This is a genomic window from Staphylococcus sp. aM, assembly GCF_052975125.1.
In genome coordinates this window covers 2,424,462-2,439,868 of record NZ_CP121447.1, presented here as the reverse complement: position 1 = coordinate 2,439,868, position 15,407 = coordinate 2,424,462, and the positions used below count along the sequence as shown (strand labels likewise).

The following is a 15,407-nucleotide window of genomic DNA, read 5'->3' as shown; positions in this document are numbered from 1 at the left end:
TTTGAAAGGTTAAAGTGGTTGATGGGAATCATTTGTGATATTCAAAAATACGTATAAAAAATTAGAATTAATCATTTAATTTTTGTAAATGTAATTGAAATATTTAATTAAGTTATGTAATCATATAATTAATTGGTTTTACATATTTATAATTTGAAAGGAGTATCTGTTCATGAAAAAGATTTTGTTATTATTGAGCACATGTTTATTATGTTTAACTTTAGCTGCGTGTGGAGGTAATGGTGAACAAAAAGAGCCTTCCAAAGAAAGTAAAAAATCTGATAAATATGAATACGAATACTACGAAGTATTAAATGATGGTGATGAAGATACGCCAAATGTTGAAATCAAATATAAAGATAGTAAAGGGAAATCCCATTTGGAAAAAACAACTTTAGATCATGTTTACGAACATATCTTAAGTGATGGCAATAAGAAACCATATATTATTAAAGATGGTAAAAAGATTCATGTTTATCGTCCACCATATATGATGTACGGCGATGATGAAACAGAAGGTAAAGCAGTATCTAAGGATGAAGTATCTAAATAAATAGAGGTGAGTTTATGAAGCGTTTATTATGTAAATTTAGTTTAATAACCATTACGTTTGTAACTATCACAACAATTGCTTTGTCTACTCAACTAGATGCGGCAAGTACTTCAGGTGGTTCTAGCTCTAGTAGTTCTAGTAGCGCATCATCTAGTTCGTCATCAGCTTCATCAAGAGGTGCTTCATCAACATCATCAAGTTCCTCTATGAGCCGTTCAAGTGCAGCTAATGCATCACGAGCAGCTCAACAATCAAGTCAACGAGCGTCTCAACAAGCAGCTAAATCAAGCCAATCTAAGTCAGCACAAAGCAAACAATATAAAACTAACTCGAGTACCAAATCATTAGTAAGTCCAAGACGTCCTTATAGTTCAAGTGCAGCATATCAAACTCAATTTATGTCGACGTCATTTTATAATAACTGGCTATATTTGTATCTCTTTTCTTCGGCATCTCAAGCCAGTCAGGAAAAGAAAAATAATGTTCAATATCAAATGAACATGTTGAAACATCAAATGAAAGACCATGAAAAATTATACACAGTAACAGTTGATACGAAACAAGGTAAACGTGTTGTAGTTGTACCCAAAAAGCAATACGACAAAATTCAAAAAGGGCAACACGTCAAAATTAAAAATGGTGTTGTTCAATAAATAATCATTTGTAGTTAAGGAGTTTCTATGGGAAAAGAAATGATCGAGTGGATTGTTGCATTAGCAATAGGTATTATTATCGCTATCATTCTCACAGTATTTATCGGTACTTCTTATACTGTTTCAGGAGAATCGATGCATCCTACTTTTGAAGATAAAGATAAAGTGATAGTTAGTAAAATATCTAAGACATTGAATCATATTGATTCCGGTGATGTCATTATTTTTCATGCTAATTCTAAAAGCGATTATATTAAACGATTGATTGGTAAACCAGGAGATACGGTTAAATATAAGAAAGATCAATTGTATATTAATGATAAAAAAGTTAAAGAACCCTATTTGAGTGAAAATAAAAAGTATAAAAATGGTAAGTATTTAACAGAAGATTTTAATTCCAAAACACTTAATGGTGCGAATGGGAAGGCTAAAATACCTGAAGATAAATATCTTGTATTAGGTGATAATAGACAAAATAGTAATGATAGCCGATATAAAGATGTTGGTCTGATTGATAAAAAGCAAATTGTCGGTAAAGTGATGTTTAGGTATTGGCCTTTCGATAAATGGAAAAGTGGATTTAATCCAGGGACATTTCCCAATTAAGTATCAATAAAGGGTCTCTATCGTTGATTAAAACTTTGTAAAAAAGGTGAGTCAATGATAGAGACTTTTTTCGTGGATAAGTTTAGATGTTGTGGATAATTTTGAATTAACAATTTGATAAAACGATGCATATCAAGGGTTGGGGGTTGATTGTAAGTTATCCACAACGTGTGTTATTATGTTGATAATTAACAGAATTGTGTGACAATAATGTAAATGGGGTGTAAAGCATGTTTGGATTTAAAGTAAATGAAGACGTAACTTTAAAGATATTAGAAGAGAGAGAAGCGGATAAGTTATTTAATCTTGTTGATCAATCGAGGTCATATTTAGCAGAATGGTTACCATTTGTAGCTTATACTAACCAAGTTGAAGATAGTCGAAAATTTATTCAAGCAGCGTTACGCCAATTTGCCTCCGGTAATGGTTTTCATTGCGGCATATGGATAGAAGACCAATTGGTTGGTGTGATTGGATTACACTATATTGACAATGTAAACAAGAAAACATCAATTGGGTATTATTTAGGTGAAAATCATCAGAAAAAAGGAATCATGACACAGTGTACTAAAGCATTGATTGATTATGCGTTCAATGAATTAAAGTTAAATCGTGTGGAAATTAGAGCATCAGTTGAAAATAAAAAAAGCCAAGCGATACCAGAACGATTAGGTTTTACAAGAGAAGGTCGACTGAGAAGCGAAGAAAAAGTACAAGGTCAATTTAAAGATAGTTTTGTTTATAGTTTATTAAAATCAGAATGGCAATCATAAATAGAAAAAGACTAGATAATTATTGGTTATACATTATATATTCAGTGTTAGTTTGTGAATATATATGCATAAGCCATAAATAATTACCTAGTCTTATTTTTATTTAATTAGTACGCGATGACTATTTTTGATTTTTTCGTCTTCTACCTAATAAGAGTAAACTTGCAATACCTGCCAAGATACCTCCCATTAAGGTCGTAGTTGAAGCTTCATTTTGTTGACCAGTTTCAGGCAGTTTATCTGTGTGATGATGTGAATCGGCATGTAATGCAGAATGATGTTCTACATCCTTATGAGTTTCGGAGTCGCTGTCGGAATCGGAATCACTGTCGGAATCAGAGTCACTATCGGAATCGCTATCAGAGTCAGAGTCACTGTCAGAATCCGAGTCACTGTCAGAATCGGAATCGCTGTCGGAATCCGAGTCGCTATCCGAATCCGAGTCGCTATCAGAGTCAGAGTCACTGTCAGAATCGGAATCGCTATCAGAGTCTGAGTCGCTATCGGAATCCGAGTCACTATCGGAATCCGAGTCACTGTCAGAATCCGAGTCACTATCAGAGTCCGAGTCGCTGTCAGAATCCGAGTCACTATCGGAATCCGAGTCGCTATCGGAATCCGAGTCACTATCGGAATCGGAATCGCTATCAGAGTCTGAGTCGCTATCGGAATCCGAGTCACTATCGGAATCCGAGTCACTGTCCGAGTCACTGTCCGAATCAGAATCGCTGTCCGAATCGGAATCGCTGTCAGAGTCCGAGTCACTATCGGAATCCGAGTCACTGTCAGAGTCAGAATCGCTGTCAGAGTCCGAGTCACTGTCAGAATCCGAGTCACTGTCAGAATCACTATCGACTGGAATCACGGTTACTGTTTCAGTAGTAATATATGAAGCCCCTTCGCTATCTGTTACTTTAACTGTGATCGTATATTGTCCTGGTACATCAGCATTAAAACCACCGTTATCAATAATTTCAACTTTGTTAGTTAAATCTCCGTCTTCTTTATCAGTAGCACTTGTAACTACTTTTATCACTTCAAAATTATGATCACCTTCATGAATGACTTGTGGAGATGTTGTAATGGTTGGGGCCTCGTTTAATGGCATCATTTGAATGACTGGATATAATTTTGTATCTTTTAAAATTTTATCACCATCGCTATATGGTTGATCATTATCTGAATAGAACCATTTGACCGGATTACCATCCAATGTAGTTGGAGCTGATTTATCTACTAAACCAATTGTATTCCCTCTAGGTGTAATGACGTGGTCTTCAGTTATACTATTTTGATTATTTTGTGCATCATTTTTATCTTTAAAGAAATCAACTGTCACAGCTGGTGCCCATACATGTGCCGTTTGATCATGTAATTTATTTTCATTTAATCCATAGTTATATTCAGGGTGATTGATTGGATCATTAGGGTCACTCGTAATGGTTAAATCATATTTATTGTTTACATTTTTGTCTAAATTCGATTTATCAATTGCGAAATGAGTTAAAACTTCACCATTTTCATTAACAATTTGAGTCCCAGTAGGAACTTGAGCATTACCTTTTTCATCTAAAGGTAGGCTAACAGATCCACCGCTAATTATTATTTTAGGGAAATCAGTAGAAACATTTGAATTACTTGGTAAATCATGAAATTTATCAATTGTGACTTTGGAATCATCTTTGATATCGATTAATGAAGGCCATGCTAGACTGCTATTTAACGATGAGCCTTTATCAAATCCAACACTACGTAAATCAAGTGTACCGTTTTCAACAGTTAACGTTGAATGTTCTAATTCGATACCTTTTTCATCACCTGTGAATCCATTTATATTTTGTGAAATAGTACTATTATTCGTTACATTAAAATGTGTAAATTCAGAGTTAATACCTACTGCGTCTACTGGCACTTTGAATATCCATATAGATTTGTATGGATTAGCATCTGTAGGGGTATTCACTTTTAAATCAGTATTTGAGAAATTAACTTGTTGATCCCCACGTCGATGATCTGGATTAAAAATATTGAAATTGTAATGTGCTCGAGAAGAAGAGTAAATGTTACTATCATTAAAATTCACTATACCAGAATTAGATTCAATCGCATTACTCGTAGGGCTATCGCCATTGTTAACCAAATTGAGAGTTGAATGATTTACATTTAATTTTGAATCAAAACTATCTCCTAAAAGTAAAGTTGATCCCGTAGAATCTCTTGTGGAATTGGTATTAATATGAGCATCTTGAATTGAAATCTGACCAGCAAATTTCTTACTAGCATCAATACCAGACTGATTAAAGTTATTAAAGTTTGTTTCGCCACCGTTAATGTTAAGTTGAGTAGTTGAATCTCCGCCATGAACAGCGATACCTTTATTGAAGTTATTGAAATTTAACTGACCATCGTTGTTAATTGTTAGCGCTTGACCATTACCAAGAGATGCATCAATATCGATAAGTTTCTGTGCTTGTCCAGGTGCAGCATTAAAATCTACTTTTTTACCGTTTGCGACATTAATGATGAGTCCGCGATTCAATTTTAAACCTTCAGTAAACTCAAATTGATGATCAGAATTAAAATTAATTTGGCTCACATTAGCATCATTAAAAGCATTTTTTAAATCAGTAAATGTAAATGAGTCATCATCAACATTTACAATGCCATTATTTGCTACATAAGCTCTAGAAACAGGTTTAACAAATTGACGTTGAACGATATGTCGTTGTGTTTGTGATTGTGTTGATTGAGTATTGAATGTCTTTGATTGAGGTATAGAAGTTTGAGCTTGTGATGGTTCTACATGATTGTTGGCTTGTTGTGAAGTTTGTTTAGAAAGTGCTTCTGTGGCGTTAAATTTAGCTTCATTTTGTGTTTGCTTTTTATTAATTGTTTGGTTGTTTTGATTTTGATCTTGAGTTGAATTCAACTGTTGTGTTGATTTAGTCATCTGACTTGTTGGTTGGTTTTGCATATCAGATGTGATATGTGAATCATTAGTTTGAGCAGGTTTAGTCTGACTTTGATTTTGGTCGTGTTTCAATACCGTTGAAGTGTTGTTTGTGTTTAATTTAGCATCGGGCGATGTCGCTTGTTGATTAGGTGTAGAAGATGCATTGTTTTCTTCAGTATTTTGTTGTGTTTTTGATTCTGAATTCTCAGCAGCGTGTGCGTGATTTTGCATACCTAAAAATAGAGTGACGCCAATAAGTGTTGACCCAATTCCTACAGAGAATTTTCGAATAGCATAGCGCTGACGTTGATTTACCTTAAATAAATGATTTTTCATTTGAAGCCCCCAAATTTTATTATTCCTATATAATAGTTATTTTACATGTAAAATTCCATTATACACCATACCTAATAAAAAATAATTATTTTCCTTAAAATTATTCTTCATTTTCAAAAATATTTAAGTTTTAACAATTAAAAGTTATTTCATTAAATATAAAATTATTTAACTAATGAATCTACAGGTATAAATAATCTAAAAAGTATTAATAATAAGAGGGATAAATCAACTTGTTTATCAAATGACAGACGATATTATGGAAATAAAATTCCCGGCGATTTTAAATTAATCACCGGGGAAATAATATGAATTATAAATCTTGCTTTTTAAATGTTTTCATAGAAAGAAAGTAGGTTATAGCCAGAATAATTAATCCAAATAGCGCATAACCAATGCCAACTATCACGTTATGAAAAGTTGCAATGGCAGTTGCGAATGAGTCAGAATCCATCATGTTTGGCATTAAAAGGCCATACAATACAACAAAAAAGCTTAATATTAATATAATTGATGATGTTGTTAAAATGACATTAGAATTTTCAGATCCAAATTTAAATGTTAGTGGAAAAACAATAGAATAGGTTCCTACTGCGCCTATGCCTATACAGGCAGATAATAACATCATACTTATATTTTGTGTGAAAATTGCTGTAAATATAAGGCCTACCAATAATCCGGTAAGTATTAAAGATAAGAAAGCAACATAATAGCTATTAACATATATATTTCTTCCTTTTGGGAAAACAGAAACATAGTACATCCATTTAGAATCTTTTTCGTGTTTAATATTGTCAGTGATTGGAGAAAGCAAAAATACCATTGGCATAAAACAAGTCATTAAAGGATTAAGAAATGAAAAAATGACAGTTACTACAATAGATACTATAAAATAGCTAATAAGTGTCTTTTTTGAAGTATAAAATATACTTAATAAAAATCCCTTCATTACTGTTCACCTCGCATAATAATTTTTGTTGCATCGTCTATATTTGTTAAGGGGTGAGCGTCTTTAATTTGATGATAATTGTTGATTAAAGCAATGATTTTATTTTGACGAACACGTGAAGCTATAATCATCTCTGTGGGAACATTAAAATCAACTTGAGGAACTTCAACAATGCCGTAATTATTAAGTAAATTATCTTTGTTTTCTTCTAGTATAATTTTGCCATCTTTCATAAATATAAGCTTTGAAGCAAGCTTTTCCATATCATCAGATATATGTGAGGCTAGTAAAATAGCATTCCCTTTAGCTGTAAAATCTTCAAGTAATTCTATCACTTCTTCACGTCCTGATGCATCCATACCTGCTGTTGCTTCATCTAGAATTAATAATCGAGTGTCATGAGCTAATGCAATAGATAATGCAGTTTTCATTCTCATTCCTCTTGAAAATGTTTTAATTGCATTAGTAAAAGGTAATTCAAAATAATTTATGATTGAATGAAATGTCTTACTATCCCAAGATTGATAGATATTTGAAAATATTTTATCAATTTCTTTTAAAGATAATTTATTAGGTACACGTAAATCATCAAAGACTACGCCAATATGCTCTTTGTATTCTTCTTCATTTGAACTTGCTTTATTGAAGAATGTTACTTCTCCAGAGTCTAAATGACGGTTACCTACTAAGGTGTTAATCAGTGTAGATTTTCCAGACCCATTTTTTCCGATTAAGCCCACTACCTCATTAGAATAAATTGAAAAGTTAATATCGTGTAGATGGAAATCTGAGTCTTTATAAGATTTATTAAGTGATTGAACATTTAAAAGTGAAGTCATTTTACATCCTCTCTTTCTATATATGATAGGTATAAAATTATGGATTTAAGATTTATAAAATTTACGAACTTTTGATAGATAACCAAAGGCATTATAGATAAATAAAATGATAAGAATAATTATTCCTACAGATTGATTTGATTTAGAAATGATTGAGTATATACCTAAAAACATCACACTAATAAGGAGTAGTCCGATATTCATAAAAAATTGTTTGTAAATGGTAAGAAAGTTGATATGGCGTTCACCTTCGTCCATAATTTCAATTATTTTTTCTGTATATTTTTCTTCCCCCATTTTTGGGTAACGATCATCAAATTTTCTAACAAATAATCCTATCATAATAGCAGGAATGGCTGTAACTATAAATGGAAGAATAGATAGAAATAAGTATTTATCTGAAATATTGCCTAGTGCTAGTATAAAGATTGTTAAAAAACTTATTAGTATTTCTAGATAGAATATAAAACTGACAGATAGATATTTTAAATTTGCTTTACGCTCATATGTATCAGCAATGTCTTCATCCTCAAATTCTATCGATTTTGATTTCAAACGAAGTGAATCTTTTTGGTATTTTAATAATAATAACGTAAGAAAGATATTAAAAAATGTTGTTATTAAGGTAATACTAATAATTAACATGCTACTTTTAAAATGAAACTTAGAGAATAAGTTGTATTGATTAATAATGTCAAAAAGTTCAACGATTAATCCACCTATAATTCCACCTATAATCATAAGTAATAGATAGCGTCCTACTTTCATAAATCTTCCTCCTCGATGATAAAGATACTTTCTACGGGTTCATTAAATATACGAGCGATTTTCATAGCTGTAAGTATAGAAGGTGTGAAGTCATTACGTTCTATCAAAGAGACGGTTTGTCTTGATATACCAGCTTTCTTAGCTAATTGAGTTTGATTATATCCATCTCTTGCTCGTAATTCTTTAAGTCGATTTCTCAAGTTGATCAACTCCTTAACATTAATGTATATGATAAACGTCATTTTGACAAGTATATTTGTCAAAATGACATATATATTGTATATTACATATATCAACGAAATATAAATATATTCAAAAGAGGTGGTTTCATGCAACGCATTGATATTTTAGATAATCCTAAATTAATGAAACAGTTTTCTCAATACATGATTTTATTATTTATTGGTTTTGGTATTATTTTTTGGATTATAGAGAGAAGTACTAATACTGTATATATATTTCAATCAATTATAGGTAATATTGTACTTTTTATTATTTTATATTTCTTAATTTTTACAATTCACGAATGTATTCACGGTGTTTTTTTCAAAATATTTTCACCTAGACACAAAGTTCATTTTGGATATTCTAGTGGAATGATTTATTGTGCTATACCTGGTGGACAATTTACACCTATGACTTTTCTAATTAGTGCTATCGCACGATTTATAATTATAACAGTGATATTAATTACTACGCTTTATTTAGGTATATTACCAAAGTTTTTCTTTTTTATTTTGGCTACATTACATGCTGGTAGTTGTGTTGGAGACTTTTATTGGGTTCTTAAAATGATTCAAACTCCAAAAAACTCAGAAATTGAAACTACTGACAAGGGCATTATTATTTATGAATGATTAATAGAACAAAGGGGTTTTAAAAATGGAAAATAAAGGGTTTATGATTTCTAATCTACTAAATATATTGTTAATGTTTTTTGTTGCTTTAGGTGTGATTGATAATCATTTAATTTTAGCTATTGCATTTGCTATTGTGGCAATAATAAACGGAGGGTATTTACTTTATAAAAGCAATGAAATGAATAAACAGAATGAGGGTCAATCACATGGTAAAAAATCTTAAATCACTTCAATCTGTAGTGATATTAAATGAATTAGAACGAATATATCAGACCGCCATTTTGGATACAGTTGAACGAGAACCGTGGAACCACGAATATGAAGCATTGGAATTTAAATTATTTGAATATCGTTTCAAGAGCCGTTTGGCTAAAAAGACCCCAAAGAAAAAGGGTTACTTTGTCACTTTGTGGGAAAAAGATGCTAATCATCAAAATACCCCATTACATTTTGACAAAATGAGTGATTATTTAATGATTTATGTAAACGATCAAACACGTAAAGGCATATTTATTTTCGATAAAGAAACACTGTTAAATCATGGCATTTTAACTGATAATCATCACAAAGGGAAAATGGCATTTCGTGTTTATCCAGATTGGGAAACGGATTTAAATGTAACTGCTCTAAAAACACAACAATGGCAACAAATGTATTTTATCAATTTAAGTCATAGTGACACGGAGAATCAATTATCTCATATTAATACGATGATTCATTTGAATTAAATAACTGAAAAACGTCTACAAATAATATCACCCAATACTAAATTTACTTTACTAGTGGATTTAGTATTGGGTTATTTATGTTCATTAATCATAAAAGAATTGAGAGACGTATTGAATTTTTAATAGAATAGGTCTATAATTTATAAATCGTAATTATTTCGATTTAAAACCTAAAGATAAATATCTCAAGGAAGTGTTTAATAATGCAACAACATCGAAAGGTAGTCATTATTGGCGCAGGTGCTGCGGGTATCGGCATGGCTATCACATTGAAAGATTTTGGTATAGATGATTGTTTAATATTAGAAAAAGAAGAGATAGGTTCATCATTTAAACAATGGCCTAAGTCAACTCGTACCATTACGCCATCGTTTACATCTAATGGATTTGGTATGCCAGATATGAATGCTATTTCTAAAGAGACGTCACCTGCGTTCACTTTTAACCAGGAACATGTATCTGGGGAAACGTATGCGAAATATTTAGAAGTTGTGGCTTATCACTATGGTATCAGTATTCAAACTCACACTGCTGTAACGCAAGTCTCTATGGAAGAGGGTCTATATTTCATCAAGACAACTCAAGGTGATTACACGGCAGATTATATTTTTGTAGCGACTGGTGATTTTCAATTTCCTAACAAACCATTTAAGTATGGTATTCATTATAGTGAGGTGACTGACTTCAACGAATTCGATAAGGGAGACTATGTTGTGATTGGTGGTAATGAAAGTGGATTTGATGCTGCGATTCAATTAGCTAAAAATCAATCTACCATTTCGTTGTATACACGTACGACGGGCCTTAATGATGAGGACGCTGATCCTAGTGTAAGGTTGTCACCTTATACACACCAACGCCTAAGCCAAGCAATTCAACAAGGTGCGTTGATAGAAATGAATGTGCATTATAGTGTTTCAGATATTAACTTTCAAGACGGTAGGTACATTATTTATTTTGAAAATGGTCATGAAGTACAAACTGTGAATGAACCTATTCTTGCTACCGGATTTGATGTAACACAAAACCCTATCGTTCAAGAATTATTCGAAACGACAAAGCAAGATGTGAAATTAACGCTTCAAGATGAGTCGACACGCTATCCTAATATTTTCTTAATAGGTGCTACAGTTGAAAATAATCATGCCAAGTTATGTTATATCTATAAATTCAGAGCACGATTTGCTGTATTAGCACATGAGCTTGCACAGAGGGAAGGCTTACCGGTCAATCATCAAATGATAGAATCATATCAAATGAATCAAATGTACTTAGATGATTATACTTGTTGTGATGTGGCATGTTCATGTTAGAAGTGAAATATGATTTAAAACGGGGTTATTATGATCCAATTCCAGAAGACACACATCTTTTAACACTTCAGCATATATCAAGACTGACATCTGCAGAAAAGGCATTATTGAAATCAACGATTATCAGGAATAAATTGGATATATCTTTAATGGAAAGTGTAGTGTCTAGTTCTCAATATAGTCACTACGTTATTCAACAACTTGAGCAATTTCAGAAAGAGCGCAAAAATCAAACACCTAATATCTTACAAATGGTACTTGGCTGGTTGATTATATTACTCATGTTCGCATTGCCTATTGGCATGGCGTATCACTTTTCAGATTGGCTACAAAGTCATTATGTCGAACATTGCATTACTTTTTTAGGTTCATTCGAATATTTCCAAAATGGTATCATGCAGCACATTTTCTTTGGAGATTATGGTGTGTTATCGCTAGGAACATATTCATTTGTATGGGCATTACCTGTAGTGGTGTTAATCAGTTTGTCTTCAGCCATCGTTGAACAAAGCCATTTAAAGGATTGGATTACTTGGGCAATTGAACCGACGATGATACGCATTGGATTAAATGGAGAAGATATCATTCCTTTATTAGAAGGATTTGGATGTAATGCTGCGGCTATTACACAAGCAGGCCATCAATGTCATGCTTGTACCAAAACACAGTGCATGAGTTTGATTAGTTTTGGAAGTTCATGCAGTTACCAAATAGGAGCGACGCTATCTATATTTAGCGTAGCAGGGCATTCTTGGCTTTTTATACCTTATTTAATATTAGTATTGGTGGGCGGCATCATACATAATCGATTATGGATGAGGACAAATCATCACCCTTTTGCAATTCAAACTGTTAAAAAGTCCACCATTCACTTACCGTCAGGGCGACAATTGAGTCAACAAATTTGGAATAATATATGCATGTTTGTCATTCAAGCTATGCCTATCTTTATCACAATCTGTTTTATTGTTAGTATCATTTCCTTAACACCCGTTTTATCGCTCATTTCACATATATTTATGCCAATATTGATGTATTTAGGTATTCCAAATGAATTATCTCCAGGTATCTTATTTTCCATGATTAGAAAAGATGGCATGTTGTTATTTAATATGCATCAAGGTGCTTACATTCAACAATTATCTGTCATACAACTATTGTTATTAGTCTTTTTGAGCTCCACATATACAGCATGCTCTGTCACAATGACCATGGTATTTAAACAACTTGGATTGAATGAAGGATTTAAAATGATAGTAAAACAAATGGTGACATCACTAAGTATGGTTATCATTATTGCAACGATTGTTAAGCTTATAACAGTTATGAATTAAAAGGAGTGGCTAGGATGGAGATTATAATCATAGGAGGGTTTTTAGGCGGTGGCAAAACTACATTATTGAACCATCTCGTGTCCGAAGCGATGACACAAGGGTTACAACCAGCAGTAATTATGAATGAGTTTGGTAAACAAAGTGTGGATGGTCAATTAATCGATCAAGAGATCCCTTTAAATGAGCTCACTGAAGGCTGTATTTGTTGTGCAATGAAAGCAGATGTTTCAGATCAATTGCATCAACTCTATTTAGATTATCAACCTGATATTGTCTTTATTGAATGCAGTGGGATAGCAGAACCATTGGCAGTTGTAGATGCATGTTTAACCCCCATCTTAGCACCATTTACTAGGATTACATACATGGTTGGCATTGTAGATGCACATATGTATCAATCGTTAAAATCTTATCCAAAAGATATCCAAGGCTTATTTTATGAACAATTGAGCCATTGCTCTCACTTATTTGTGAATAAAATAGATTTAACACATGTGAATGTAACGAGCCAATTATTAAAAGAATTAGAAATCATCAATCCTGAAGCGGATATTCAAGTGGGGATGTATGGTCGAATCACTTTGCCTAAGTTTACACAAACTACCGATGACAATATTCAGACGAGAAAAAGTAAAGCAAATCACCAATCGCTACATCAAGGCATTCATCATCAGTACATAGATGTACCAGTGAAATGTAACAAACTACAGTTTATAGATTATTTAGACGCCTTACCGTCAAATATTTATCGTATGAAAGGATTTATTCAATTTATAGACGAACCGCATACTTATTTAGTTCAATATATGCAAGATCAGTTTGAATTAACACCAATAGCATTTGAAAAAGAAGTCCCCAATTATCTCGTGTTAATTGGAAAAAACATACAATATGACGATTATCGTCAATTATGTAATAGTAACAACGTTGAAGTAAGTTATTAAAGTATAAATCCCCATATAGACATGAAGATAACATGTGCTATATGGGGGTTCATCATATGCTATTATAACTTAGCTTGCCATTTATTAGTCCAAACTAAATCATTAGGTTTACCCTTGAAGTCAGAGTTACCCATGATTTTGTCTATAACAGTTTCTAAACTTGTTTTGTTTGAATGATATGCATTAATATACGCTTTTACCATTGTTGCATCGTGTAAATGCGTAGTGAAGTTGAGTGATGTGAAAACAGTAGGTACTTCGTGAACATACCATGGAATTTCATTACTCATTGCAGTTGACCAACGGATGCGGTAATTATTTTCTGCAGCATATCCAACGATATTAGCGAATACTAATGCTGCATCTACCCTTTCACGGTAATCTAATGTTTTACCTTTAATTCGTGTTGAACCATCATTTACTGTAACGTTAAAGCCTTTATTTTCTAATATACTTACAAGATGATCAGTCACTGAGTCATCAGATTTATAAATACCATTTTTTTCGCCTTCAATGACATAAAGTTGGATGTTTTTATGTGTTTCTGGACGAATAGGTAACTGGTTGAGCGTGTTTTTAACTAATGTAATACCTAAATCGGCAGCTTCTTTTTGCATGTCTATATGTTCATCACAACCGATGACATCTAATGCAGCCTCTTCTTTTTCTAACGTGTTTTGTGCTTGTTTATCATGTAAATGAATTTTAGCTTTGAGGCCTAAAATACGTTTAACCGCATCGTTAAGTCGTTCTTCTGTAATGACGCCTTTACGGTAACCTTGAAGCATGAAATTGAAGTCTTCTTCTATATCATTAAAGAATAAGAACATATCACAACCAGCTGCGATAGCTAACGGTACATAGTCCTCACGTTTCATTGAAGCTGTCATTCCTAACATATGACTTGCATCTGTTACAACTAATCCATTAAAGTTTAAATCTTGTTTTAATAAATCTGTGATAAGTTCTTTAGATAATGATGCAGGTAAAATATCTTCGTCATGCAATTTTGGATTTAATTTTTTAGAATAATGTGGCAAAGCAATATGTCCAGACATAATCATTTCTACACCATTATCGATATGGTTGGTATACACTTTACGGAAACTTTGATCCCATTCTTCAGGTGTCATTTCATTAACACCTAATACAAGGTGTTGATCGCGTTCTTCAGTACCATCACCCGGGAAATGTTTAATACAAGTAATCATATCTTTAGTTTCATTAAAACCTTCGATGAAAGCATTAGTATATTTAATTACAGTGTCAGCTGTTGTTCCGTATGCGCGAGTATTAACGATAGTATTACGCCAGTTTTGAAGAATGTCTACACAAGGATCGAAGTTGATATTAACACCTAAAGCTTGTGATTCTCGACCTGATACATAGCCTGCATGATAAGCAACTTTCGTATCTTGAGCTGCTTCGCATTGTGCTGCAGAGGCAATATAAGTCCCATCTTTACATGCACCATTACCACCAGAATCACAATTTGCTGCTATTAATAACGGTACTTTACTATTGTGTTGTAAGTCGTTGAGAAGGTTTTGAACTTGATGCTTATTACCGCCTTGGTATCGTGCACCACCTATATGATACTGATTTAAAATATCTTTATTTGTAAGGTCATTATTATTAAAATCTCCATCTTCTTCTAGAGAAAATAAGTTGAAAAATAATTGTCCTATTTTTTCTTCGTCAGTGAGCTGAGATAACGTATTTTCTACCCATTCAATTTGTTGATCATCAAGATAATAGGGTTTAGCTTTTAAGTCTACATTTACCATTATAACAACGC

The 15,407-nt window shown here is 32.6% G+C and carries 16 protein-coding genes; 10 read left to right on the top strand and 6 right to left on the bottom strand.

From position 1 onward, the window contains the following. The first annotated feature begins 172 nt into the window (after nt 1-172). The 4 genes from P7F85_RS12020 to P7F85_RS12005 all read left to right on the top strand — a co-directional run bounded on the left by P7F85_RS12020 (nt 173) and on the right by P7F85_RS12005 (nt 2,585). Nucleotides 173-553 (top strand): hypothetical protein, encoded by a 381-nt coding sequence (locus P7F85_RS12020; RefSeq protein WP_002466315.1) that lies wholly within the window; start codon nt 173-175, stop codon nt 551-553. A gap of 14 nt (nt 554-567) precedes the next feature. Then, nucleotides 568-1,206 carry a hypothetical protein gene (locus P7F85_RS12015; protein WP_002466318.1) on the top strand — a complete coding sequence of 213 codons (639 nt, stop codon included), beginning with the start codon at nt 568-570 and terminating at the stop codon, nt 1,204-1,206. 27 nt (nt 1,207-1,233) lie between these two features. Next, the gene (gene lepB, locus P7F85_RS12010) at nt 1,234-1,812 is read left to right on the top strand and encodes a signal peptidase I (RefSeq protein WP_002466332.1); all 579 of its coding nucleotides are present in this window, start codon (nt 1,234-1,236) and stop codon (nt 1,810-1,812) included. A 230-nt stretch (nt 1,813-2,042) separates the two neighbouring features. After that, nucleotides 2,043-2,585 (top strand): GNAT family N-acetyltransferase, encoded by a 543-nt coding sequence (locus P7F85_RS12005; protein ID WP_002466317.1) that lies wholly within the window; start codon nt 2,043-2,045, stop codon nt 2,583-2,585. A 121-nt stretch (nt 2,586-2,706) separates the two neighbouring features. Here the strand turns inward: P7F85_RS12005 and P7F85_RS12000 are convergent, their stop codons facing one another. From P7F85_RS12000 to P7F85_RS11980, 5 genes are all read right to left on the bottom strand, one after another. Then, a complete protein-coding gene (locus P7F85_RS12000; protein WP_058660093.1) occupies nt 2,707-5,874 on the bottom strand; it encodes a YSIRK-type signal peptide-containing protein in 3,168 nt (1,055 codons plus the stop codon). 313 nt (nt 5,875-6,187) lie between these two features. Further along, nucleotides 6,188-6,823: an ABC-2 transporter permease gene (locus tag P7F85_RS11995; RefSeq protein WP_002466347.1), complete on the bottom strand. Its 636-nt coding sequence runs from the start codon at nt 6,821-6,823 to the stop codon at nt 6,188-6,190. Continuing rightward, nucleotides 6,823-7,662, bottom strand: coding sequence for an ABC transporter ATP-binding protein (locus P7F85_RS11990; RefSeq protein ID WP_002466312.1), 840 nt, complete (start codon nt 7,660-7,662; stop codon nt 6,823-6,825). Before P7F85_RS11990 ends, P7F85_RS11995 begins: the two co-directional genes overlap by 1 nt. A 45-nt stretch (nt 7,663-7,707) precedes the next feature. After that, entirely contained in the window at nt 7,708-8,430 is a 723-nt protein-coding gene (locus P7F85_RS11985; RefSeq protein WP_002466345.1) for a DUF3169 family protein, read from the bottom strand. After that, nucleotides 8,427-8,630 carry a helix-turn-helix transcriptional regulator gene (locus tag P7F85_RS11980; protein WP_002466337.1) on the bottom strand — a complete coding sequence of 68 codons (204 nt, stop codon included), beginning with the start codon at nt 8,628-8,630 and terminating at the stop codon, nt 8,427-8,429. The genes P7F85_RS11985 and P7F85_RS11980 overlap by 4 nt, the downstream gene beginning before the upstream one ends. 129 nt (nt 8,631-8,759) lie before the next feature. Between P7F85_RS11980 and P7F85_RS11975 the strand changes: the two genes are divergently transcribed. The 6 genes from P7F85_RS11975 (at nt 8,760) to P7F85_RS11950 (ending at nt 13,609) form a co-directional block, all read left to right on the top strand. Further along, on the top strand, nt 8,760-9,287 hold the full coding sequence (locus P7F85_RS11975; protein ID WP_002466340.1) for a DUF3267 domain-containing protein: 528 nt from the start codon (nt 8,760-8,762) through the stop codon (nt 9,285-9,287). 25 nt (nt 9,288-9,312) lie between these two features. Beyond that, nucleotides 9,313-9,513, top strand: a complete 201-nt coding sequence (locus tag P7F85_RS11970; RefSeq protein ID WP_002466325.1) for a hypothetical protein — start codon at nt 9,313-9,315, stop codon at nt 9,511-9,513. Further along, nucleotides 9,497-10,018 carry a MepB family protein gene (locus P7F85_RS11965; protein WP_002466336.1) on the top strand — a complete coding sequence of 174 codons (522 nt, stop codon included), beginning with the start codon at nt 9,497-9,499 and terminating at the stop codon, nt 10,016-10,018. The genes P7F85_RS11970 and P7F85_RS11965 overlap by 17 nt, the downstream gene beginning before the upstream one ends. A gap of 203 nt (nt 10,019-10,221) precedes the next feature. Beyond that, complete coding sequence (locus tag P7F85_RS11960; RefSeq protein ID WP_002466314.1) at nt 10,222-11,331, top strand: NAD(P)/FAD-dependent oxidoreductase; 1,110 nt, start codon at nt 10,222-10,224, stop codon at nt 11,329-11,331. Then, nucleotides 11,325-12,665, top strand: a complete 1,341-nt coding sequence (locus P7F85_RS11955; RefSeq protein ID WP_002466338.1) for a nucleoside recognition domain-containing protein — start codon at nt 11,325-11,327, stop codon at nt 12,663-12,665. Before P7F85_RS11960 ends, P7F85_RS11955 begins: the two co-directional genes overlap by 7 nt. A 14-nt stretch (nt 12,666-12,679) precedes the next feature. Next, nucleotides 12,680-13,609 (top strand): CobW family GTP-binding protein, encoded by a 930-nt coding sequence (locus P7F85_RS11950; protein WP_015365414.1) that lies wholly within the window; start codon nt 12,680-12,682, stop codon nt 13,607-13,609. 62 nt (nt 13,610-13,671) lie between these two features. On the opposite strand, the gene P7F85_RS11945 is transcribed toward P7F85_RS11950, so the two are convergent. Then, a complete protein-coding gene (locus P7F85_RS11945) occupies nt 13,672-15,396 on the bottom strand; it encodes a glycoside hydrolase family 3 N-terminal domain-containing protein (protein WP_002466326.1) in 1,725 nt (574 codons plus the stop codon). Nucleotides 15,397-15,407: the final 11 nt, after the last annotated feature.